Origin of the sequence: Pseudomonas sp. NPDC089401 (assembly GCF_044749485.1) — a bacterium.
Taxonomy (GTDB): domain Bacteria; phylum Pseudomonadota; class Gammaproteobacteria; order Pseudomonadales; family Pseudomonadaceae; genus Aquipseudomonas.
On sequence record NZ_JBIVIA010000022.1, the window covers coordinates 1 to 21,437 of the forward strand.

At 65.4% G+C, this 21,437-nt stretch carries 19 protein-coding genes; 8 read left to right on the forward strand and 11 right to left on the reverse strand.

All coding sequences use genetic code 11. The features are described 5' to 3' along the window. A partial coding sequence (locus ACIP21_RS28135) for a hypothetical protein (RefSeq protein WP_400694795.1) occupies nt 1-247 on the forward strand: 247 nt, incomplete at its 5' end. A 91-nt stretch (nt 248-338) separates the two neighbouring features. Next, nucleotides 339-1,211 carry a formate/nitrite transporter family protein gene (locus tag ACIP21_RS28140; protein ID WP_400694797.1) on the forward strand — a complete coding sequence of 291 codons (873 nt, stop codon included), beginning with the start codon at nt 339-341 and terminating at the stop codon, nt 1,209-1,211. 2 nt (nt 1,212-1,213) lie between these two features. On the opposite strand, the gene ACIP21_RS28145 is transcribed toward ACIP21_RS28140, so the two are convergent. Then, on the reverse strand, nt 1,214-2,308 hold the full coding sequence (locus tag ACIP21_RS28145; protein WP_400694799.1) for an MBL fold metallo-hydrolase: 1,095 nt from the start codon (nt 2,306-2,308) through the stop codon (nt 1,214-1,216). 130 nt (nt 2,309-2,438) lie between these two features. Here ACIP21_RS28145 and ACIP21_RS28150 point away from each other — a divergent pair, with 130 nt between their 5' ends. Together ACIP21_RS28150 and ACIP21_RS28155 are read left to right on the forward strand one after the other, a co-directional pair. Beyond that, nucleotides 2,439-3,512, forward strand: a complete 1,074-nt coding sequence (locus ACIP21_RS28150; protein WP_400694801.1) for a diguanylate cyclase — start codon at nt 2,439-2,441, stop codon at nt 3,510-3,512. A 55-nt stretch (nt 3,513-3,567) separates the two neighbouring features. Next, entirely contained in the window at nt 3,568-6,138 is a 2,571-nt protein-coding gene (locus ACIP21_RS28155; RefSeq protein WP_400694803.1) for an EAL domain-containing protein, read from the forward strand. Nucleotides 6,139-6,152: 14 nt separating this feature from the next. On the opposite strand, the gene ACIP21_RS28160 is transcribed toward ACIP21_RS28155, so the two are convergent. Continuing rightward, a complete protein-coding gene (locus ACIP21_RS28160) occupies nt 6,153-7,058 on the reverse strand; it encodes a LysR family transcriptional regulator (protein ID WP_400694805.1) in 906 nt (301 codons plus the stop codon). Between the two features lie 112 nt (nt 7,059-7,170). Here ACIP21_RS28160 and ACIP21_RS28165 point away from each other — a divergent pair, with 112 nt between their 5' ends. Next, on the forward strand, nt 7,171-7,929 hold the full coding sequence (locus ACIP21_RS28165; protein WP_400694807.1) for an SDR family NAD(P)-dependent oxidoreductase: 759 nt from the start codon (nt 7,171-7,173) through the stop codon (nt 7,927-7,929). Between the two features lie 122 nt (nt 7,930-8,051). Here the strand turns inward: ACIP21_RS28165 and ACIP21_RS28170 are convergent, their stop codons facing one another. From ACIP21_RS28170 to ACIP21_RS28200, 7 genes are all read right to left on the reverse strand, one after another. Continuing rightward, entirely contained in the window at nt 8,052-8,915 is an 864-nt protein-coding gene (locus tag ACIP21_RS28170) for an efflux RND transporter periplasmic adaptor subunit (RefSeq protein ID WP_400694809.1), read from the reverse strand. Between the two features lie 11 nt (nt 8,916-8,926). Continuing rightward, nucleotides 8,927-9,133, reverse strand: coding sequence for a DUF1656 domain-containing protein (locus tag ACIP21_RS28175; protein ID WP_400694811.1), 207 nt, complete (start codon nt 9,131-9,133; stop codon nt 8,927-8,929). Beyond that, nucleotides 9,120-11,108, reverse strand: coding sequence for an FUSC family protein (locus ACIP21_RS28180; RefSeq protein WP_400694813.1), 1,989 nt, complete (start codon nt 11,106-11,108; stop codon nt 9,120-9,122). Before ACIP21_RS28180 ends, ACIP21_RS28175 begins: the two co-directional genes overlap by 14 nt. Before the next feature lie 284 nt (nt 11,109-11,392). After that, entirely contained in the window at nt 11,393-11,509 is a 117-nt protein-coding gene (ccoM, locus tag ACIP21_RS28185) for a cytochrome c oxidase subunit CcoM (protein WP_289130230.1), read from the reverse strand. Nucleotides 11,510-11,644: 135 nt separating this feature from the next. Continuing rightward, nucleotides 11,645-11,806, reverse strand: a complete 162-nt coding sequence (locus ACIP21_RS28190; protein ID WP_177326697.1) for a hypothetical protein — start codon at nt 11,804-11,806, stop codon at nt 11,645-11,647. Between the two features lie 67 nt (nt 11,807-11,873). Beyond that, entirely contained in the window at nt 11,874-12,206 is a 333-nt protein-coding gene (locus ACIP21_RS28195) for an aspartate-semialdehyde dehydrogenase (RefSeq protein ID WP_400694816.1), read from the reverse strand. 101 nt (nt 12,207-12,307) lie between these two features. After that, nucleotides 12,308-13,003 (reverse strand): M949_RS01915 family surface polysaccharide biosynthesis protein, encoded by a 696-nt coding sequence (locus tag ACIP21_RS28200; RefSeq protein ID WP_400694818.1) that lies wholly within the window; start codon nt 13,001-13,003, stop codon nt 12,308-12,310. Between the two features lie 132 nt (nt 13,004-13,135). Between ACIP21_RS28200 and rapA the strand changes: the two genes are divergently transcribed. After that, on the forward strand, nt 13,136-15,982 hold the full coding sequence (gene rapA / locus ACIP21_RS28205; protein WP_400694820.1) for an RNA polymerase-associated protein RapA: 2,847 nt from the start codon (nt 13,136-13,138) through the stop codon (nt 15,980-15,982). Between the two features lie 281 nt (nt 15,983-16,263). Then, nucleotides 16,264-18,528 carry a putative bifunctional diguanylate cyclase/phosphodiesterase gene (locus ACIP21_RS28210; RefSeq protein ID WP_400694822.1) on the forward strand — a complete coding sequence of 755 codons (2,265 nt, stop codon included), beginning with the start codon at nt 16,264-16,266 and terminating at the stop codon, nt 18,526-18,528. Here the strand turns inward: ACIP21_RS28210 and ACIP21_RS28215 are convergent. Further along, nucleotides 18,428-19,315 (reverse strand): NAD(P)-dependent oxidoreductase, encoded by an 888-nt coding sequence (locus ACIP21_RS28215; RefSeq protein ID WP_400694824.1) that lies wholly within the window; start codon nt 19,313-19,315, stop codon nt 18,428-18,430. The two genes, ACIP21_RS28210 and ACIP21_RS28215, sit on opposite strands and share 101 nt — an antisense overlap. Nucleotides 19,316-19,493: 178 nt before the next feature. Continuing rightward, the gene (locus ACIP21_RS28220) at nt 19,494-19,799 is read right to left on the reverse strand and encodes a DUF2288 domain-containing protein (protein WP_400694863.1); all 306 of its coding nucleotides are present in this window, start codon (nt 19,797-19,799) and stop codon (nt 19,494-19,496) included. Between the two features lie 358 nt (nt 19,800-20,157). Between ACIP21_RS28220 and ACIP21_RS28225 the strand changes: the two genes are divergently transcribed. Next, the gene (locus tag ACIP21_RS28225; protein WP_103449448.1) at nt 20,158-21,273 is read left to right on the forward strand and encodes a branched-chain amino acid ABC transporter substrate-binding protein; all 1,116 of its coding nucleotides are present in this window, start codon (nt 20,158-20,160) and stop codon (nt 21,271-21,273) included. Nucleotides 21,274-21,437: the final 164 nt, after the last annotated feature.

Genomic DNA, 21,437 nt, shown 5'->3' on the forward strand with positions numbered 1-21,437 from the left:
AAGCACCCACACGAATTGCTTGATTCGATTTGTTAAAGAGCGTTTGGTTAAGAGCTTTTCGTCTCAACCGAGGCGCGCATTCTACGCTTTCCTCATTTGCTGTCAAGCGTTTATTTTGAAGTTTTTCGAAGCTGCTTTCTTGCAAAAGCGTTCAACCTCAACAACTTACCGCTTGCCTCGTTGCGTTCAACGCTGCGAGGAGGCGAATAATACGCGCTTTGAAATCAGAGTCAACACCTTGATCTGAAAAAACTTTCAATCTTCGTTCGGCGGCGGTTCGGCAACTAAATGCATGAACTCCCGCTCTGTAGTTAAACACCCCCATGGAGCCCACGGCCATGAGCGATAACCAGCGTGACAAGACCCCTGGTCTGTCGGCGGACGAAGAGAAGGAAGTCAGCGATAACCAGCCGCCACGGGCAGCCGTACTGCACGAGATCATCCGCTACCAGGGGGACCAGGAACTGGAGCGCACGCTCGCGGCGCTGTGGTGGTCGGCACTCGCCGCAGGGCTGACCATGGGCCTGTCATTGATGGCCATGGGGCTGTTCTATGCCCGCCTGCCGGAAGGCAGCAGTGCCCAGGTGGTCGCCAGCATCGGCTACAGCGCCGGCTTCCTTGCCGTGATCCTGGCCCGCCAGCAACTGTTCACCGAAAACACCCTGACCGCCGTGCTACCGGTGATGACCACCCCCACCCTGGCCAACCTCGGTCGCCTGCTGCGCCTCTGGAGCGTGGTACTGCTCGGCAATCTGGCCGGCACCCTGCTGGTGGCCTGGGTGATGCTCGAACTGCCGATCTTCGACGCCCGGACCGACGTCGCCTTTCTCGAGGTCGGGCGCAAGGTCATGAAGAACGACATCGGCCAGATGTTCGCCAAGGGCATCGTCTCGGGCTGGATGATCGCCACCATGGTCTGGATGATCCCGTCCATGGAGCACGCCAAGATCTGGATCATCCTGATGATCACCTACCTGATGGCCCTGGGCGATTTCACCCATATCGTCGTCGGCTCGGTGGAGGTGTCCTACCTGGTATGGGCCGGCGAACAGACCTGGAGCAGCTTCTGGCTGGCATTCGCCCTGCCGACCCTGGCCGGCAACATCATTGGCGGCAGCTTCATCTTCGCCCTGATCAGCCACGCCCAGGTCCGCAGCGACAGCGGCAAGCCACCGTCGCAACTATTAAAGGACGAAAAGCACCCGGACTGACCTCAGCGCGTTGCCACCGCCCGCTCGGCCCCCCTGCCCCGCTCCCGGGCCGGGCGTGGCAACCACCAGTTCTGCCCTTCGTGGGGCGAGTCGATGCTGACCCGCTCGCCCATCTGCGGCGTGCTCAGCCGCACCTGAGCAGCCGCCGCCAACGCGACGATGCGCTCGAACGGCTCCTGCCAGCCATGCATCGACAGGTCGAAGGTGCCGTTATGGATCGGCAACATCCAGCGCCCACGCAGGTCGAGGTGCGCCTGCAGGCTCTGCTCCGGCTGCATGTGCACGTTGGGCCAGGCCAGGTTATAGGCGCCGGTTTCGATCAGGGTCAGGTCGAACGGGCCGAAGCGCTCGCCGATCTGGCGAAAGCCATCGAAGTAGCCGGTATCGCCACTGAAGAATACCCGGGTCTGGTCATCGATCATCACCCAGGAGGCCCACAGGGTGCGGTTGCTGTCGAACAGCCCGCGCCCGGAGAAGTGCTGCGCCGGCGTGGCGACGAAGCGCACACCCTCGACTTCGGTCTCCTGCCACCAGTCCAGCTGCGTGACCTTGGCCGCCGGCACGCCCCACTCGAGCAGCAGGTCGCCCACCCCCAGCGGCGCCAGAAAGCGCTCGGCACGGGAGGCCAGGCGACGGATTGCCTGCTCGTCGAGGTGATCGAAATGATCGTGCGAGAGAATCACCGCCGCCAAGGGCGGCAGTTCGTCCAGCCCCAGCGGCGGCGCATGGAAACGCAACGGCCCGGCCCACTGCACCGGCGAGGCGCGCTCGGCGAACACCGGGTCGGTAATGAAGAAGCGGCCGCGCAGCTTGAGCAACAGGGTCGAGTGCCCCAGCCGCCAGAGGCTGTGGTCCGGTGCGTCGAGCACCTGCTGGCGGGTCATCGGCTGCACGCTGATCGCCGTGGCGGGCCGGGTTTCCGGCGGTTTGCGCAGGAACAGGTACTTGAGGCCGATGCGCAGCTTCTTCAGCACGCCGTCCTGGGGCAGGCTGGCCTGGTTGTGAAAACGTCCATCCCGCCGTGGCGCCGATTCGCCGGCGGGGTCAGCCATGGGAACCATGATCAGCAGCACTCCGAGCAAGAGGAAAGCCTTCATGTTACCCCACAGTGTTCGCACCAACCGTGAATTGGCTTGTAAGGTCATTTTTCGACGATGAAACACTGTTCGACAATATTCTGGCAAGTTATGCGATAAACGGCGCCAGAGCAGAAGAACGACGACCATGATGGACAACCGCAGCGGCAAGGGACTTTCTTTCGTCAGGCGCATCTACCTGCCGCGCATCATCGGCCTGGGCATCGGCCTTATCAGCGTAGCCGCTGCCGTCGCCCCCCTGTCGCCACCAGCGTGGGCCTGGGCACTGTTGCTGTTCAATGGCCTTCTCTGGCCGCACGTGGCGTACCACTGGGCACTGCGGTCGGCGGAGCCGTACCGGGCCGAACAGCGCAACCTGCTGCTGGACTCGCTGATGGGCGGTTTCTGGACCGCCGCCATGCACTTCAATCCGCTGCCGGCCGTTACCGTGCTGTCGATGATGACCATGAACAACGTGGCCGCCGGCGGCAAGCGCCTGATTGCCCGCGGCGCCCTGGCGCAACTGGCCGGCATGCTCCTGGCCAGCCTGGCACTGGGCCCCGGCCTGCAGTTGCAGGCCTCGCCGCTGCAGGTGTACGCCTGCCTGCCGATGCTCACCCTCTACCCGCTGGCCCTGGGCTGGGTGTGCTACCGACTGGCGATCAAGCTCGCCGAACACAAGCGTCGGCTCAGCGCCCTGACCCTCACCGACAGCCTGACCGGGCTGCTCAACCACGGTGCCTGGAAGGACCTGCTGCTGCTGCGCTTTCAAGCCTGCCAGCAGCAACGGCAACCGGCGGTGATCGCGCTGATCGACATCGACCACTTCAAGACCATCAACGACACCTTTGGCCACGTGGTCGGCGACTGCGTGCTGCGCCAGTTGAGCGAAGAGCTCAGGCGCAACCTGCGCGAAGGTGACCAGGCCGGGCGGTATGGCGGCGACGAGTTCTGCGTGATTCTCCCCGATACCCGTGAAGAGCAGGCCTGCCAGGCCATGGAGCGGCTGCGCGAGCGGGTCGCCAGCTACCGCAACCCGCAACTGCCGCACCTGCGCATCAGCCTGAGCATCGGCCTGTCGGCCCATGACGGCAACCTGGAAAGCGCCGAGCACTGGCTGGAACAGGCCGACAAGGCGCTCTACAGCGCCAAGCGACGCGGCCGCGACCAGGTCAATTTCGCCCGTGGCGAGGCCACTGCGCTCAAGCTGGCCTATCCTGACTGAATCTCCTGGCTGATTGACTGGCGGGGGACTGCAGTCACCATGGAGTCGTTCGCGCATGGCCAGGATCGCCAGCCCTACCCCCCGTCTACAAGTCCGCCGCCTGATCGGCGGTTTCTGCGTCGTCTTCGGTCTCGCTTGCCTGGTGACCTTGGGCGCGTTGTTCAACATTGCCGCCACCCTTGACCAGCAGGAGCAGGAACGCAGCGCCTTCCATGCCGCCAAGGCGCTTGAACAGCGGCTGCTGGCCTCTCGGCAGTTCCTGTCCAGCTACGCCGTGTGGGATGCGGCCTACGATCACCTGGCAGGCAAGGTCGACTGGCAATGGGCCTACGAACAGAAGAACGTCGGCGAGTCGCTGTACAGCGCCAGTGGCTACGAGGGTGTGTTCGTCGTCGACGACCTGCGCACCTCGTATGCCCTGTTCATGGGTGCTCCGACCCAGGCTGCAGCCAGCAGCTTCATCGAGGCCGCCCTGGCGCCGATCATCGCCGAGGCCCGCGCGGCCGCCGGCGCGCGTGACCAGATCACCCATTTCGTGATGTTCAACAACCGGCCGGCGGTGCTCACCGCCGCCGCCGTGCGCCCCGATCGCGACGTGACGGCAGAGGAAGTGCGCCAGGCACCGGTCATGTTGTTCGTCGACCAGCTGACCGAACACAAGCTCGCGAGCCTGGGAGCCAATGCCGGCCTTGCGCACATGCATGTCGAAGCGCATGAGAGCGGCAAGCCTGGCCATCAGCATATCGCCCTGGGCGACACCGGCTATCGCCTGGCCTGGGACAGCCCGCTGCCCGGTCGGCAACTGCTCTGGGCGGTCTTGCCGCCCTTGCTCTGCGCCTTGCTGGTACTGGGCCTGGTCATGCTGTACCTGTTCCGTCACGCCCTGCGCAGCTCCCGGGCCATCGACCTCAGCCTCGAACGCCTGCGCCAGAGCAATCACGCCCTGGAGGCCAGCGAGCAGCGTTTTCGCGCCGTCGCCGAAGCCGCTTCCGACTGGATCTGGGAAACCGACCGGCAACAACGCCTGACCTACCTGTCGCAACGCTTCGTCCGGGTCACCGGCGACCCGGTCGACACCTGGCTGGGCCAACCGCTCAACCAGCTGCTCAGTTGCGACACCACGCCCTTGTCACCCTGGCTCGATGCCCAGGCCGAGGCCGACAGCGAGCAACCGGCCAACCTGCGCTGCGCCTATCGTGATCACAATGGCCAGAACCGCTATTGCCGGATCTCGGCACGGGCGATCCTGCTCGATGGCAAGCTCGCCGGCTTTCGCGGCACCGCCAGCGACATCACCGACGAGGTCGCGGCCCACGCGCACATCCAGCACCTGTCGCTGCACGACCCACTGACCGGCCTTGCCAACCGCAACAAGCTGGCGCGGCACCTGGAGCAGGCGCTGCTGCGCGGCAACGACTCGCCGCCGCTGACCTTGCTGCTGCTGGACCTGGACAACTTCAAGCCGATCAACGACTCCCTCGGCCACCCCGCAGGCGACGCGGTGTTGCAGGAAGTCGCCGCGCGCCTGCGCGACACCACCCGCGACGGTGACCTGGTGGCCCGCCTGGGCGGTGACGAGTTCGTCCTGGTGCTGGCGGGCATGGACAATCGCAGCGAAATCGACCGGCTGTGCCAGCGGCTGATCGACCTGTTGCAGCAACCCATCCCGTTCGAGGATCAGGCACTGCATGTCGGCGTCAGCATCGGCATCGCCCAGACCCGCACCCAGGGCTTCGACGCCGGCGAGCTGATCCGCTGCGCCGACATCGCCCTGTACCAGGCCAAGGCCGACGGCAAGAACACCTGGCGCTACTTCGCCGCCGAGATGAACCAGCAGATCCAGTATCGCCGCCAGCTGGAGAACGACCTGCGACGGGCCCTGCGCAACCACGAGTTCGTGCTTTATTACCAGCCCCGCTACCGCATGGGCGACCTGCGCATCGTCTCGGTCGAGGCCCTGCTGCGCTGGCAGCACCCCCAGGAAGGCCTGCTGGGCCCCGACACCTTCATCCCGCTGGCCGAACAGAGCGACCTGATCGTCACCCTCGGCCGCTGGGTGCTGCGCGAAGCCTGCCGCAGCGCCCACGATTGGCCCGAGCCGCTGCTGATCTCGGTCAACCTGTCGCCGGCGCAGTTCCTGCGCAGCGACGTGGTGGCCGATGTGCGCGAAATACTCCTGGAAACCGGCTTCCCCGCCCAGCGCCTGGAGCTGGAAATCACCGAGAACGTGATGCTCAACGACATCGAAGGTGCGCTGGGCACCATGCTCTCGCTCAAGGAGTTGGGCGTGCGGCTGAACATGGACGATTTTGGCACCGGCTATTCCTCACTGGGCTACCTGCGCACCTATCCGTTCGACAGCATCAAGATCGACAAGCGCTTCATCGCCGGCCTGGGCAACGCCGGCAGCAGCGACCGCGCGGTGGTGCAGGCGATCATCAACCTCGGCGAGGCGATGGGGCTGACGGTGACGGCGGAAGGCGTGGAAACCGAGCAGCAGCTTCAGGCGCTGGCCAAGGACAGGTGCCATGAAGTGCAGGGGTTCTACCTGAGCAAGCCGGTGGAACGCGGGGAGTTCGAGCAGCTGTTGCAACAGAAGCCCGGGGTGTCCGCGCGGTCCTCGTGACGGGCGGCGCTTTTTCACAGCGGATCCACCTGCGTGGCCAGCACCCCGCACAACCAGTTCATGAACGCCTGCACCCGCCGCGGCACATGCCGTTGCCGGGCATACAGCAACGATACCGGCATCGGTGGTGCCTGCCAGGCCGGCAGCACGGTGACCAGCTCGCCCCGGGCGATGTGCTCCGCCGCGCCCACGGCAGGCACCTGGATCAGCCCCAATCCGGCCAGGCAGGCTGCCGAATAGGCCTCGGCATTGTTCACCGTGACCACCCCGCCCATGGCCTGGAAACGCACCTGCCCACCATGCTGGTATTCGAAGCCGGCACTGCGCGCGCCCAGGGTGCGCACGTAGTGCACCAGCCGGTGGCTGCCGAGGTCTTCCAGGCACTGCGGCACGCCATGACGCGCCAGGTACGCGGGGCTGGCGCAGTTACGCATGCTCAACCGGCCGACCGGCCGCGCCACCACGTCCAGGTCGCTCAACGCGCCAATGCGCATGACACAGTCAAAACCTTCGCGCAGCAGGTCGACCTGGCGATCGGTGCAGCTGATTTCCACCTCCAGCCGAGGGAAGCGCTCGAGAAACTGCGGCAACGCCGGGATGATCACGCGCCGGGCCATCATGGTCGGCATGTCGACCCGCAGGCAGCCGGCCAGCTCGGCGTCGTCGGCGCGGAACAGGCTTTCGATCTCGTCCATGCCCGACAGCAGGTCCTTGCTGCGCTCATACAGCAACGCACCGTCCTGGGTAGCCTGCACGCGCCGCGTGGTGCGATTGAACAGGCGGGTGCCGAGCAACTGCTCCAGCGCCCTGACCTGCTCGGACACGGTCGAGCGCGGCAACCCCAGGCTGTCGGCTGCCAGGGTGAAACTGCTCACCTCGCTGACACGGACAAAGGTGCGCAGCAATTCCAGTTTGTTCATCGGCTCCTCACTGTTCGCTCCAGGCGAACAGTATTTCCGGTTTTCCTGGATTTAACAGCCATGTGCCGACCAATAACCTGTCCCTCGACAACCACCCACGAGGGACTTCGCCATGACCCGCAAGATCGCACTGATCACCGGCGCCAGCCGCGGCCTGGGCCGCAACGCCGCCGAGCACCTGGCCGCACGCGGCATCGATATCATCGGCACCTACCACAGCCAGGCCGACCAAGCCCGCGCCGTGGCCGGGCAACTGGAGCAGGCCGGGGCCAAGGCCGCCATGCTGCAACTCGATGTCAGCGACAGCAGCAGTTTCGCCAGCTTTGCCCAGCGCCTGGGGCAGACGCTGCAACAGCACTTTGGCCGCGAGCGCTTCGACTTCCTGGTGAACAATGCCGGCATCGGCCTCCATGCACCTTTCAGTGACACCAGCGAGGCGCAGTTCGACCAACTGGTGAACATCCAGCTCAAGGGGCCGTTCTTCCTCACCCAGCAGATGCTGCCTTTGCTGGTCGATGGCGGGCGCATCGTCAACATCTCGTCCGGGTTGGCGCGCTTCTCACTGCCGGGGTATGCCGCCTACGCAGCGATGAAGGGGGCGATGGAGGTGCTCACCCGCTACCAGGCCAAGGAACTGGGGGCACGCGGGATACGGGTGAACATCCTGGCGCCGGGAGCGATCGAGACGGACTTCGGCGGCGGCGCGGTGCGTGACAACCGCCAGCTCAATGACTTCGTCGCCAGCAACACCGCGCTGGGGCGGGCCGGGTTGCCGGACGACATCGGCGCGGCGATCGCGCTGCTGCTGGACGAGGGCAATGGCTGGATTACCGGGCAGCGCCTGGAGGTGTCTGGCGGGATGTTTCTTTGAGGTCGGGATTTTGGGGCTGCTTTGCAGCCCTTTCGCGACACACGGCCGCTCCTACAAGGGATCGCATACCCCTGTAGGAGCGGCCTTGTGTCGCGAATGGGCCGCAAAGCGGCCCCCGACGGTCATTGTTCGTCCTCATGCACCTGCACGCTGGCGGTCATCCCCGCGCTCAGGTTCATGCCTTCGGGAATCTGGTCCAGCTTGATCCGCACCGGAATCCGCTGTGCCAGCCGTACCCAGTTGAAAGTCGGCTCCACCACTGGCAGCAGTTGCCCGTCCGGGTTGCTGTTGCTGTCGGTGATGCCGCGGCTGATGCTTTCCACATGCCCCTGCATCGCCTCGCCCGCCCCCATCAGCCAGACCTTCACCGAATCACCCACACGAATGCGCGGCAGCTTGGTCTCCTCGAAATAGGCCTGGATATAGAACGTCGAGTCGTCCACCAGCGCCATCACCGACTGGCCGGTGTTCACATAGTTGCCCTGGGCCAGGCGCAGGTTGGTGATGTGGCCGCTGCGCGGTGCGCGCACTTCGCTGCGCGCCAGGTTGATCTTCGCCACCTGCAGCTGGGCCTCGGCCTCGTGCAGGTCGCCGCGGGCGATGGCGGCGTTGATCTGGGCGTTCTCGCGCAGCTCGGCGCTGATCGCCTCCGGCCCCAGGGCCGTGCGCCGCGCCGCTTCACGCTCGCGCAGGTGCAGTTGCTGGGCACGGGTTTCGGCCACCGCGCTGGCCTGGTCGAAGGCGGCCTGGAAGCGTTCGCGGTCGATGCTCATCAACAAGTCACCGGCCTTGACCGGCTGGTTGTCCTGCACCTTGAGCTCGCGCACCCAGCCGGATACGTCCGGCGCGATCACCACCACATCGGCGCGCACCCGCGCGTCGCGCGTCCAGGGCGTCAGCATGTAGTACTGCCACAGCTTGAAACCGGCCACGACGGCAATGGCGACCACGCACAGGGTCACCAGGGTACGTACGACAGCACGCATCGAATCACTCCTTACAAAGGGCCCAGCAGGCTGGCCACCAGGTACAGCACACAGACGAACAGCGCCGTGTCGAACAGCGCCTCATGCCAGATCCAGCGCCCCAGCGGCGTGGCCTGCACCAGCAGGCGCAGCACGCCGGTGAGCGCCAGTGCCATCAGCACATAGATCAGAAACGGGCTGAGCAGCACGCCGCCCAGCGCCCATTCACGCAACCCCATGGGCATCCTCCTGGGCACGGCACCATTTGCCCCAACTCTTCTGCAACTGCAGCACCGCGCCTTCGGCCAGGCGCAGCGGGTCGCTGGCCGGCTGGCGTTGCAGGGCTGCCATGAACTGCTCACTGGCCGCATCCAGGCGCTGCTCGCGCCCCGCCGCCGGGCCTTTGGCCAACACGTCCTGCACCTGCCGCAGGTACTCGCGCTCGGCCTCCCCCAGCGGTGCCTGGGCCACAGCCAGGCACATGCGCAGGTGCACCAGCTCGTCGCCGATGTCCAGGCTGTGCAGGCCATCGTCCCAGCGCTTGCGTTCGGTGGCCGGCAGCTCGCCGGCATGCCGCGCCAACTGCATCAGGCGGTCGGCCATGCGCCCGCCGAACCAGGTGTCGGCGCCGCGCAGGTCGCGCCGGGTCAGGCGCACCAGGTCATCCATGGTCGCCGCGCGCAGGCGCCGGCCGAGCCAGGCCGGGTGGCGGAACACCAGCAGGCGGAACGCCAGCACCGCCGCACCCACGCCCATGAGCATGGCCAGGGCGCTGTTGAGCAGGGTGGCGACGCCGAAGGTCATGTGGTTGAGCGGCGCCACCAGCACGATGAAATGCAGGCAGTAGGAAGTGGCAGTGGCCCCGGTGCGCGGATGGGCCATGCCCAGGGCGCCGAGGAACAGCGGCACGCCCATGCCCAGGCAGAGCAAGGCGAAACTGCTCCATTGCGGCAGGATGATCTGCCCGACCAGAAACGCCGCCGGGATCGCCAGGAAGATCCCGCGAAGGAAGCTCAGGCCGATCTGCGCGCCGTTCTCGCGGCTGGCGAACAGGCTGCAGACGACGCAGGTCAGCACCAGGCCGCCGGGCGCCGAGGGCCAGGCGGTGGCCAGCCAGAAGCTGCTCATCACCAGGAACGCCAAGGCACTGCGCGACCCGAACAGCAGCGCCAGCGACCAGTCGCGGTGCACGGCCAGGCCCTGGGCGACGTCCTTGGGCGCCCTGCCCGCCTCGACCTGCTCCAGGGCCTGGGTGGCGGCCATGGCGTAGTCCAGCAGCAACGTCATGCGCGCCAGGCAGAAGTGCTCGGCGGAGCTGATCTGTTCGTCGTGGGCAGCGTCCCAGATACGCTGGCGCAGCACCAGCAGGTTCGGCTGGTCGGGCGTGGCCAGCTGGGCGCGCACGTCTTCCAGCCAAGGGGCTATGCGCAGCGCCTGCTGTTCGTCGAGCTGGCGCCATTGCCGGCGCACCGAACGCGAGATACGCAGCAGCACCATCAGCTTCTGGCTCAACCCACGGATCGCCCGGGCCCGCTGACGCCCACGCGGGCCCTCGAACCAGGCATGCTCGCGCTGGGTATCGATGGCGACGATACGCCCCAGGCTGTCGAGCAGGCCTTTGCGCGCTTCGTCCTCGCCGCCCAGCATGGCGCTGGCTGCCTGCAGGCCGTTGTGCCAGGCCTGGCGCGCCTGACCGGCGAGTTGCTGCTCGACGCGCATGGGCCAGACCAGAGCGCTGGTGGCGGTGGCGCAGCAGATGCCCAGGCAGATTTCGCTGCAGCGCGCCACGGCCTGGTCGAACACGTTCAGCGGGTGGTCGATCGACGGCAAGGCGATGATCGCGGCGGTGTAGCCGGCCAGCACGAAGGCATAGGCCCAGGCGCTGCGCAGTTGCGTCGAGGCCGCGGTGCACAGGGCCAGCCACAGCGCCAGGGCGATCAGGAACAACCAGGGCGTCTGGGCGAACAGGCCGATGAACACCACCGACATGAAGGTGCCGACCAGGGTCCCGGCCAACCGTGCCAGGCCTTTCTGCACCACCATGCCCGACAGTGGCTGGGCGACGATGAAGGCGGTCATCAGGGCCCACGACGGCTGCTCCAGCCCCCAGCGCATGGCCAGCCACAACGCCAGGCCGCCACCGAGCACGGTCTTGAAGGCGAACTTGAGGGCGAGGCTGCTGGGTGCGAACAGGGCCTGGAGGGTGATGGGCACGAATCGGACCTTGCGGGGGATGGTCAGTTAAACGATAGACAATGACGACAAGGATAATGCGGGAATGAATAATTAGCTAGCTAATCATCTTTATAATCCTGTGCCGCCCTCTTCGCGGGTGAACCCGCTCCCACAGGGATCTCACAGGTTTCGAGCGCTGCGCAATACCTGTGAGAGCGGGTTCACCCGCGAAGACGTCAGCACAGCCCCTGCAAAACCAGCAGGCAAAAAAATAGGCGACCGAAGTCGCCCTAAATGCCTTGCGTGCTCGTGTACCTGGCAGGTCAGCGCGGCTTGCGCTTGTGCGCGTCCTTCCAGATGAAAATGCCCAGACCGGCAAAGAAGGCGAACATCAACCCGACCGTTACCACACCCGCGATAACCACATTGTCGAAGAACATGTCGGCCTCCCGATTCGCTTGCCGTTGTCCGATGGATGCAAGGTAACGAATACGAGGGCGCAAAGAATTGATCAGGATCAATGGTGCCCGAGACCGGGCACGCGAGGCGGGCGCAGCGTTGACCTGCGTCAGGTTTCAGCGCTTCTTGGGCTTGCCCTTGGGCTTCTTTTTCTTCGCCGCGCTCAGCGGCATGGCCTGCTCGAACGCCTGACGCACTTCGTTCAGGCGCTTTTCCTTGAGGTCGTGGATGCGCTTGGCGCGCTCGGCATCGAAGTCGATGAGGTTGTCTTGACTCATGGGTGGGCTCGACGATCAACAGAGACCTGCATGATGAAGCCAGGCGCCGGCCGTGACCAGCCCCGCGTCAGACTTCGATATCGACCAGCAGCCCCTGGCGCGGGTGCTCGCCCATCAACGGCGCCACCGGCACGGTGTTGTCGGCGTTGACTTCGTCGCCCGGCACCGCGCTGTAGCGCTCGGCGTCGCCCTTGTTGTTGCGCCGCTGCTGCTGGCGGCGCTGCTCCTCGCGCAGCAGCAGGGCCTGCTCCTGCGGATCACGCTGGTGCTTGAGGTCGATGGCGCTTTCGTTGGACGAAGGCTGCACGGGCACCACCGGCTTGATGTCGGGGGCCTGCTTGACCGGGTCCTGCTGCGAGGTCACGGGGGCGGCACTGAGCGGAATGATCGGCGGCAACATGGAAATTCTCCTGTGCCCACTGTATCGGCCATCCTTTAGCCGGCTTGAGGGTTGAAAAGGTGCCGCTGGTCCCAGCCGCACCCTGCCAGGTTGGACAACGGTTATTCGCTGTCGTCTTCCGGGTCGTCGTCGGGCGGCGGGCTGGTTTCGCTCCAGGGCCGTTTGTAGACCTGCTGCCAGACCGCTTCCATATGCTCGCGCAGCACGGCCGGCGCGCTCTTCAGCGAGGCGCTGTCTTCGCGATCGCCGCCGATCGGCTGTTCGCCGGCCGGGGTGATCAGCGAGTGACCGGTGATGGTGTAGCTGGCCTGCCCCTGGCGCATCTCGATGGCGATGTCGTGCGGGTCGATGCCGCCACCGCAGAAGGCATGGCTGGCCACGGTCACTTCGGCGATACCGTCCTTGTCCAGGTCGCTGACATCGCTGACATCGCCATAGAAATCGACATCCAGGTCCAGGCCCGGGCAGGTGGTTTCCTGCTCGATCTGCCAGCGCGGCTTGAACGCGTCGCTGGCGGCGGCGCGGCCGTACAGGGTGGCCTTGAGCACCACCTTGTCGACTTCCTGCTCGGATTCGGCATCCACCGCCTGGCCGTCGCTGCGGCTGAGCACCAGCAGCCCTTCGCCATCGCGGTCGTGGAAGTGCACGCTCTTGAGCGGCGTCTGCACGCCCAGGACTTCGAGCTGCTCGACCGGGATCGGCGGCAGGGTTTCAAAATTTTTCTGCTCGCAGGCGGCCAGCAGCACGAGGCTGCCCATGGCCAGGGAAGCGTTCAACCAGCGGTGCTTGAGCGGCATATCGGTGCGTAGCCCTCGTCGACCAGACGGTAATCTGCGATGAAACAGCTAGACTGATGGACTTCTGGTCTATGGTCCGTCCGGCCTATCCGTTAACATAGCCGGCTTTTTCATCGCGGGAGTTCAGGCAGTATGGCGCAGCAGTATCAACCGGGGCAACGCTGGATCAGCGACAGCGAAGCGGAGCTCGGCCTGGGGACCATCCTGGCGCAGGATGGCCGCCTGTTGACCGTGCTCTACCCGGCCACTGGCGACACCCGTCAGTATTCCCTGCGCAATGCGCCGCTGACCCGCGTGCGTTTCTCGCCAGGTGACCAGATCACCCATTTCGAAGGCTGGAAGCTGACCGTGCGCGAGGTCGAGGACATCGACGGGCTGATGGTCTACCACGGCCTCGACGGCCAGAACCAGGCGCGCACCCTGCCGGAAACCCAGCTGTCGAACTTCATCCAGTTCCGCCTGGCCAGCGACCGCCTGTTCGCCGGGCAGATCGACCCGTTGTCGTGGTTCAGCCTGCGCTACAACACCCTGCACCACACCAGCAAGCAGATGCAGTCGGCGCTGTGGGGCCTGGGCGGCTGCCGCGCGCAACCGATCGCCCACCAGTTGCACATCGCTCGCGAAGTGGCCGACCGCAGCGCACCGCGGGTACTGCTGGCCGACGAAGTGGGCCTGGGCAAGACCATCGAAGCCGGCCTGGTGATCCACCGCCAGCTGCTGTCGGGGCGCGCCAGCCGCGTGCTGATCCTGGTTCCGGAAAACCTCCAGCACCAGTGGCTGGTGGAAATGCGCCGGCGCTTCAACCTGCAGGTCGCGCTGTTCGACGCCGAACGCTTCATCGAAAGCGACGCCAGCAACCCGTTCGAGGACGCGCAGCTGGCGCTGGTCGCCCTGGAGTGGCTGGTCGACGACGAAAAGGCCCAGGACGCGCTGTTCGCCGCCGGCTGGGACCTGATGGTGGTCGACGAAGCCCACCACCTGGTCTGGCACGAAGAACAGGCCAGCGCCGAATACAGCCTGGTCGAGCAACTGGCCCAGGTCATCCCGGGTGTGCTGCTGCTCACCGCTACCCCCGAACAGCTCGGCCAGGACAGCCACTTCGCCCGCCTGCGCCTGCTCGACCCCAACCGTTTCCACGACCTGGCCGCCTTCCGCGCCGAGAGCGAGCACTATCGCCCGGTGGCCGAAGCGGTGCAGGAACTGCTCGACGAAGGCCGCCTGTCGCCCAAGGCCCACGCCACCATCCAGGGCTTCCTCGGTGCCGAGGGTGAAGCGCTGCTGGCCGCGGTCAACGACGGCGACACCCAGGCCAGCGCCCGCCTGATCCGCGAGCTGCTCGACCGCCACGGTACCGGCCGCGTGCTGTTCCGCAACACCCGCGCCGCCGTGCAGGGCTTCCCCGAGCGCCAGCTGCACCCCTACCCGCTGGCCAACCCTGAGCAATACCAGGACCTGCCCGCCGGCGAGCGCGCCGAGCTGTACCCGGAAGTCGCCTTCCAGGCCCAGGGCGAGGTCAGCGACGACGAACGCTGGTGGCGCTTCGACCCGCGTGTCGACTGGCTGATCGACACCCTGAAGATGCTCAAGCGCACCAAGGTTCTGGTGATCTGCGCCCATGCCGAAACCGCCATGGACCTCGAAGACGCCCTGCGCGTGCGCTCCGGCATCCCGGCCACGGTTTTCCACGAAGGCATGAGCATCCTCGAGCGCGACCGCGCCGCGGCCTACTTCGCCGACGAGGAATTCGGCGCCCAGGTGCTGATCTGCTCGGAAATCGGCAGTGAAGGCCGCAACTTCCAGTTCGCCCATCACCTGGTGATGTTCGACCTGCCGGCCCACCCGGACCTGCTCGAACAGCGCATCGGCCGCCTCGACCGGATCGGCCAGAAGCACACCATCGAACTGCACATCCCGTACCTGCAGGACAGCCCGCAGGAGCGCCTGTTCCAGTGGTACCACGACGGCCTCAACGCCTTCCTCAATACCTGCCCGACCGGCAACGCCCTGCAGCACCAGTTCGGCCCGCGCCTGCTGCCGATGCTCGAAGACGGCGAAGCCAAGGCCTGGAGCGCGCTGGTGGCCGAGGCCCGTGGCGAACGCGAACGCCTGGAGGCCGAGCTGCACAGCGGCCGTGACCGCCTGCTGGAGCTCAACTCCGGCGGTGCCGGCGAAGGCCAGGCGCTGGTCGAGGACATCCTCGAGCAGGACGACCAGTTCGCCTTGCCGATCTACATGGAAACCCTGTTCGACGCCTTCGGCATCGACAGCGAGGACCACTCGGAAAACGCCCTGATCCTCAAGCCGAGCGAGAAGATGCTCGACGCCAGCTTCCCGCTGGGCGACGACGAGGGCGTGACCATCACCTACGACCGCGCCCAGGCGCTGTCGCGTGAAGACATGCAGTTCCTGACCTGGGAGCACCCGATGGTGCAGGGCGGCATGGACCTGGTGCTGTCCGGCTCGATGGGCAACACCGCCGTCGCGCTGATCAAGAACAAGGCCCTGAAACCCGGCACCGTACTGCTCGAACTGTTGTTCGTCAGCGAAGTGGTGGCACCGCGCAGCCTGCAACTGGGCCGCTACCTGCCACCGGCTGCGTTGCGCTGCCTGCTCGATGCCAATGGCAACGACCTGGCCTCGCGGGTGGCCTTCGAGACCCTCAACGACCAGCTCGAAAGCGTGCCACGGGCCAGCGCCAACAAGTTCGTCCAGGCCCAGCGCGATGTGCTGGCCCAGCGTATCAGCGGCGGCGAGGCGAAGGTCATGCCGACCCACGTCGAGCGCGTGGCCGAAGCCCAGCGCCGCCTGACCGCCGAGGCGGATGAAGAACTGGCGCGCCTGACCGCCTTGCAGGCCGTCAACCCAAGCGTGCGTGACAGCGAGATCGACGCCCTGCGCAAGCAGCGTGAAGACGGGCTGGCGATGCTGGACAAGGCCGCGTTGCGCCTGGAGGCGATTCGCGTGCTGGTCGCGGGCTGATCCAGGCGTTGAATGGCTGGGGGCGCTTTGCGCCCCTTTCGCGACACAAGGCCGCTCCTACAGGAAATCGCAGTTCCCTGTAGGAGCGGCCTTGTGTCGCGAAAGGGCCGCAAAGCGGCCCCCCGCTACATATGCCACCTGGCTATCAATGTCATAACCAAATCATTACACCCAAAGTGCCATTATTCAGGAAGGTTTAAACAGGCGTTCCTATACTGCCCTTCGACAGTCTCCAACGGGCGTGATCGGAGACGAGTGCAAACTCGAGCAAAGGGCTAGCAATGGAATGGCTGGGACTGCAACTGTTCGCGCAACTGCCGATCAACGGGCGCATCGTCATCGACTGCCGTCATGAGCCCCTGCTGATCCTGATCGCCTTCGCCGTGGCCAGCGCCGCCTGCTTCGCCACCCTCGACATGGCCGAACGCCAATCACACGCCGAACACCCCACCGCACAGCGGCAATGGCGCGTGCTCGGTGCCTGCTGCCTGGCCGGTGGCATCTGGGCCATGCACTTCATCAGCATGCTGGCGTTCCAGGCGCCCCTGGAAGTGCACTACGACGTCTCGCTGACCGGCCTGTCGCTGCTGATCGCGCTGGTGGTGGCCTGGCTGGCGATGAACAGCCTCGACCGCATCGAAATGCTCCCCCACCACTACCTGCAGAGCGCGTTGCTGATCGGCCTGGGCATCGTCCTCATGCACTTCGTCGGCATGGCCGCGCTGCAGACCGGGGCCCGCCAGTACTACCAGACCAACCTGCTGCTCGCCAGCGCCGCCATCGCTCTGCTCACCAGCCTCGCCGCGCTGCTGCTGGCGCGCTACTTCCGCAACGGCAGCGGCACCCGCCACCAGGCCATGAAGTACGGCGCCAGCCTGTTGATGGCCGGTGGCATCGTCGCCACCCATTTCACCGCCATGGCCGCCATGACCCTGGTGATACCCTCCGACACCGCCCTGCGCCTGCCGTCAGGCGACAACAGCCTGCAACTGGGCCTGACCGTGGCCGTCATCACCCTGCTGATCAGCGGCAGCAGCATCAGCGCCGCGCTGGCCGACAAGAAGCTGCAGAGCAAGGAGGACGACCTGCGCCGCTACGGCCTGCTGCTGAGCCAGCTCGACCAGGCCCGTGCCTCGCTGCAACAGGCCGCGCACTACGACGCCCTGACCAACCTGGTCAACCGCCGCGGCTTCAACCAGCTGTTCGCCGAGCGCCTGGCCGAGCAGCACGACGACCAGCAGCGCCTGGCGGTGATGTTCCTCGATGTCGACCATTTCAAGCGCATCAACGACAGCCTCGGCCACGACGCCGGTGACGAGCTGCTCAAGGTCATCGCCAGCCACATCAAGGCCGCCACCCGCAGCCAGGACCTGGTCGCACGCTTCGGCGGCGACGAATTCTGCGTGGTCACCAGCCTGCACAGCACCGACGAGGCCCGCCACCTGGCCCAGCGCATCATGCAGCGGATGAAGGAGCCCATCGACCTGGGTGGCCGGCGCATGGTGATGACCACCAGCATCGGCATCAGCCTGTTCCCTGACGACGGGCAGACCGCCGAAGAACTGCTCAAGCACGCCGACCTGGCGCTGTACCAATCCAAGGGCAGCGGGCGCAACAGCCTGCACTTCTTCAACAACAGCCTGAAAAGCCGCGCCAGCCTGGAGCTGCAGCTCGAAGAAGAGTTGCGCATCGCCCTGCTCGAAGAACGCGGGCTGCGCGTGCACTATCAGCCGATCTTCGACCTGCGCAGCGGCCACGTGGCCAAGCTCGAAGCGCTGGTGCGCTGGCAGCATCCGCAGCATGGCCTGCTCGGGCCCGACCGCTTCATCGGCATCGCCGAGGCCAATGGCCTGATCGTCGACCTCGACCTGTGGGTGCTGCGCCATGCCTGCGCAGACCTCGCCCAACTGCAGCGCAACGGCTTTACCGACCTCAAGGTCACGGTCAACTGCTCGGCCGTGACCCTGGGCCACGACAACCTGCCGGACGAAGTGGAAATGGCCCTGCGCGAGGCCGGTATCGCACCGCGCCACCTGGAGCTGGAGGTCACCGAGAATGCCCTGATGGGCGATATCCAGCACACGGTCTGCCTGCTCAAGCGCATCCGCAGCCAGGGCGTGGCGCTGTCGATCGACGACTTCGGCACCGGCTACTCGTCACTGTCCTACCTCAAGCGCCTGCCCCTGGACGTGCTGAAAATCGACCGCACCTTCCTGCAGGACGTTCCCGACAGCCTGCAGGACCGCGAAATCGTCCAGGCCATCATCGCCATGGCCCACACCCTGCACCTGCAAGTGGTCAGCGAGGGGGTGGAGACCGCAGAGCAGTATGAGTTCCTGGCAACCAACCACTGCGACTACGTCCAGGGCTACCTGCTCAGCCGCCCGGTGCCCCTGGCCGACCTGCGGCCGATCCTCGAACACCTGGACCGCCACGACACGTCGCTCAGCCCTTGCTACGGAACATCTGGACCAGGGTCGCCGGATCTTTTTGCAAATGCCCCTGGCTTCCATGCAGGCGCATCAACTGCGCGGCGAGGCCACTGAGCGGCGTCGCCGCGCCCTGCTCGCGGGACAGCTTGACCGCACCATCGAGGTCCTTGAGGAGCGTGCGCACGTGCCACTTGACCGGCTCGAAACGGCTTTCGGCCATCTGCGGCGCGAGGATCTGCAGCGGCCTGGAGTCGGCGAAGCCACCGGCCAGGGCCTCGGCGATCAGGCTGGCGTCGACCCCGGACTGCTCGGCCAGCGCCACCACTTCGGCGATCACCAGGGCATTGCAGGCGACGATCATCTGGTTGCAGGTCTTGGTCACCTGCCCTGCGCCCACCGCGCCCATGTGCGTGACCCGCTGGCCGAGCGTCAGCAGTACCGGCCGCGCACGCTGCAGATCGCCAGCCTCGCCGCCGACCATGATCGCCAGGGTGCCCGCCTCTGCCCCCGCCGTGCCGCCGGAAACCGGGGCATCCAGCCAGGCCATGCCGCACAGCGCCGCCAGTTCGGCAGCCATCTCGCGGGTGGCGGTCGCTTCCAGGCTGGACAGGTCGACCAGCAACTGGCCGCGGCGCCCGCCCTGGGCGATCCCCTGCTCACCGAACACCACCTCACGCACCACCGCCGTGTCGGCCAGGCACAACAGCAGCATGTCGCTGTCGGCGCACAGCTCGGCGGGGCTGGCGGCCAGCCGGGCCCCGGCAGCCACCAGTTCGGCGCACTTTTCCGGGCTGCGGTTCCAGACCGTCAGCGGGTAGCCGGCGGCGAGCAGGCGCCGGCACATCGGCAAGCCCATCAGGCCGATACCGGCAAATCCAAGCGAAGGTAGTGCTGTGCTCATGAATCACTCCTGACCGTTCAAAACTGTTCCACTGTTCAGGGGCCACGCTGAGCCCCATTACGCATCCCGTAAACTGTTACCGCCACGCCGAATTGTTACCGACCTCTACCGGCCTTGAGCGCCCTCAAGCACCAAATCGAGGCGGCTGAGCTTTTTTACGCACCAGAAAAGCGCAGCGTCATTCCGCCGCTTTGGCTTGAATCACGATGAACGGCGAAACCACCACCGCCCAGATCTCTGGGTCGCGGCTTTGCAGGTCGAGCGCCTGTTCGGCGGTCACCGGCCCGACAGTGCCATCACTGCGCCACTTTGCGAAGATTTCGCTGCGATTCTCGGCCATCGCCTCGGCAACCTCGATCAAGTCCAGTGCCGGGTCGACCCAAATCAGGTCACCCTTGGCCCAGAAACGCTCCAGGGCTTTCCATTCGATTGTCGCGGTCTCGCCGAGCAATTTGGCATAGAGGGTGCTTGTTTGATCAGTCATGGGTATGTCCGCACATTCGGCCAATGAAAAAAGGCCGGCATTTTTGCAGAAAAACCCGGTTTCAAATACGTAATTTGGTCGATTGGTCCCGGACACGTGGGGTGGGACCGCAGATGCAGGCACAGTGATGGCGCTTTTCTGTATCTTTGTTTCGACCAAGCGACACCTCCAGAATCAGGCACTTTTCACCCGCTTTTCAAGCGCGTGAACAGCGCTCTACACTGTACCGGTACAGTTCCGGGACATGTTCCGGGGGAAGGTGGGCATGCAGCATGGCGTGGCCATGCCGCAAATCCCGCCCGGTCTGTAGCCCTGGCCGCCAGGACTATAAGAATTACAACAGAATGAGTGGAGCACTATGATCAAGATTTCCAAGCTGTTCGCCGCAATGGTACTGGCCGGGGTAGCCAGCCATTCGTTTGCCGCCGACACCATCAAGATCGGCATCGCAGGTCCGAAGACCGGCCCGGTGACCCAGTACGGCGACATGCAGTTCATCGGCGCCAAGCAGGCCATCAAGGACATCAACGCCAAGGGTGGCGTGGATGGCAAGATGCTCGAAGCCAAGGAATACGACGACGCCTGCGACCCTAAACAGGCCGTGGCGGTCGCCAACAAAGTGGTCAACGACGGCGTCAAGTTCGTCATCGGCCACCTGTGCTCCAGCTCCACCCAGCCAGCGTCCGACATCTACGAAGACGAAGGCGTGATCATGATCACCCCGGCCGCCACCTCGCCGGAAATCACCGCCCGTGGCTACAAGCTGATCTTCCGCACCATCGGCCTGGACAGCGCCCAGGGCCCGGCTGCCGGCAACTACATCGCCGACCACGTCAAACCGAAGGTCGTGGCCGTCCTGCACGACAAGCAGCAGTACGGTGAAGGCATCGCCACCGCGGTCAAGCAGACCCTGGAGAAGAAAGGCACCAAGGTCGCCGTCTTCGAAGGCCTGAACGCCGGTGACAAGGACTTCTCCTCGATCATCCAGAAGCTCAAGCAGAACAATGTCGACTTCGTCTACTACGGCGGCTACCACCCGGAACTGGGCCTGATCCTGCGCCAAGCCCAGGAAAAAGGCCTGAAAGCCAAGTTCATGGGCCCGGAAGGCGTGGGTAACGACTCCATCTCGCAGATCGCCCAGAACGCCTCCGAAGGCCTGCTGGTCACCCTGCCCAAGTCGTTCGACGCCGACCCTGAGAACAAGGCCATCGTCGACGCCATCAAGGCCGACGGCAAGGACCCGAGCGGTCCGTTCGTGTTCCCGGCCTACTCGGCTGTCGAACTGATCGCCAAGGGCATCGAAGCGGCCAAGTCCGAAGACACCGACAAGGTGGCCGCGGCCATCCACGCGGGTTCCTTCAAGACCCCGACCGGCACCTTGTCGTACGACGAGAAAGGCGACCTGAAAGACTTCAAGTTCGTGGTCTACGAATGGCACTTCGGCAAGCCGAAGACCGAAGTCTCCCCTCAGTAACTGCGTGACTAATAGCTGACCGTAAAAAGCCCACTGTGCGAGCAGTGGGCTTTGTTTTACGAGGTTCATGGGCCCGATCCCCGCGATCCGGGGGCCGGCCCACCTGAAAATCTTAAAACCGTCACCCGCGGTTTCCTGGCCGTACCCCGGCCAGCGAAATGCAA

What these genes read in the sequence shown, in the direction of transcription:
- ACIP21_RS28140 (WP_400694797.1), top strand. Translation starts at nt 339, where the DNA reads ATGAGCGATAACCAGCGTGACAAGACCCCTGGTCTGTCGGCGGACGAA.
- ACIP21_RS28145 (WP_400694799.1), bottom strand. Translation starts at nt 2,308, where the DNA reads ATGAAGGCTTTCCTCTTGCTCGGAGTGCTGCTGATCATGGTTCCCATG.
- ACIP21_RS28150 (WP_400694801.1), top strand. Translation starts at nt 2,439, where the DNA reads ATGGACAACCGCAGCGGCAAGGGACTTTCTTTCGTCAGGCGCATCTAC.
- ACIP21_RS28155 (WP_400694803.1), top strand. Translation starts at nt 3,568, where the DNA reads ATGGCCAGGATCGCCAGCCCTACCCCCCGTCTACAAGTCCGCCGCCTG.
- ACIP21_RS28160 (WP_400694805.1), bottom strand. Translation starts at nt 7,058, where the DNA reads ATGAACAAACTGGAATTGCTGCGCACCTTTGTCCGTGTCAGCGAGGTG.
- ACIP21_RS28165 (WP_400694807.1), top strand. Translation starts at nt 7,171, where the DNA reads ATGACCCGCAAGATCGCACTGATCACCGGCGCCAGCCGCGGCCTGGGC.
- ACIP21_RS28170 (WP_400694809.1), bottom strand. Translation starts at nt 8,915, where the DNA reads ATGCGTGCTGTCGTACGTACCCTGGTGACCCTGTGCGTGGTCGCCATT.
- ACIP21_RS28175 (WP_400694811.1), bottom strand. Translation starts at nt 9,133, where the DNA reads ATGGGGTTGCGTGAATGGGCGCTGGGCGGCGTGCTGCTCAGCCCGTTT.
- ccoM (WP_289130230.1), bottom strand. Translation starts at nt 11,509, where the DNA reads ATGTTCTTCGACAATGTGGTTATCGCGGGTGTGGTAACGGTCGGGTTG.
- ACIP21_RS28190 (WP_177326697.1), bottom strand. Translation starts at nt 11,806, where the DNA reads ATGAGTCAAGACAACCTCATCGACTTCGATGCCGAGCGCGCCAAGCGC.
- ACIP21_RS28195 (WP_400694816.1), bottom strand. Translation starts at nt 12,206, where the DNA reads ATGTTGCCGCCGATCATTCCGCTCAGTGCCGCCCCCGTGACCTCGCAG.
- ACIP21_RS28200 (WP_400694818.1), bottom strand. Translation starts at nt 13,003, where the DNA reads ATGCCGCTCAAGCACCGCTGGTTGAACGCTTCCCTGGCCATGGGCAGC.
- rapA (WP_400694820.1), top strand. Translation starts at nt 13,136, where the DNA reads ATGGCGCAGCAGTATCAACCGGGGCAACGCTGGATCAGCGACAGCGAA.
- ACIP21_RS28210 (WP_400694822.1), top strand. Translation starts at nt 16,264, where the DNA reads ATGGAATGGCTGGGACTGCAACTGTTCGCGCAACTGCCGATCAACGGG.
- ACIP21_RS28215 (WP_400694824.1), bottom strand. Translation starts at nt 19,315, where the DNA reads ATGAGCACAGCACTACCTTCGCTTGGATTTGCCGGTATCGGCCTGATG.
- ACIP21_RS28220 (WP_400694863.1), bottom strand. Translation starts at nt 19,799, where the DNA reads ATGACTGATCAAACAAGCACCCTCTATGCCAAATTGCTCGGCGAGACC.
- ACIP21_RS28225 (WP_103449448.1), top strand. Translation starts at nt 20,158, where the DNA reads ATGATCAAGATTTCCAAGCTGTTCGCCGCAATGGTACTGGCCGGGGTA.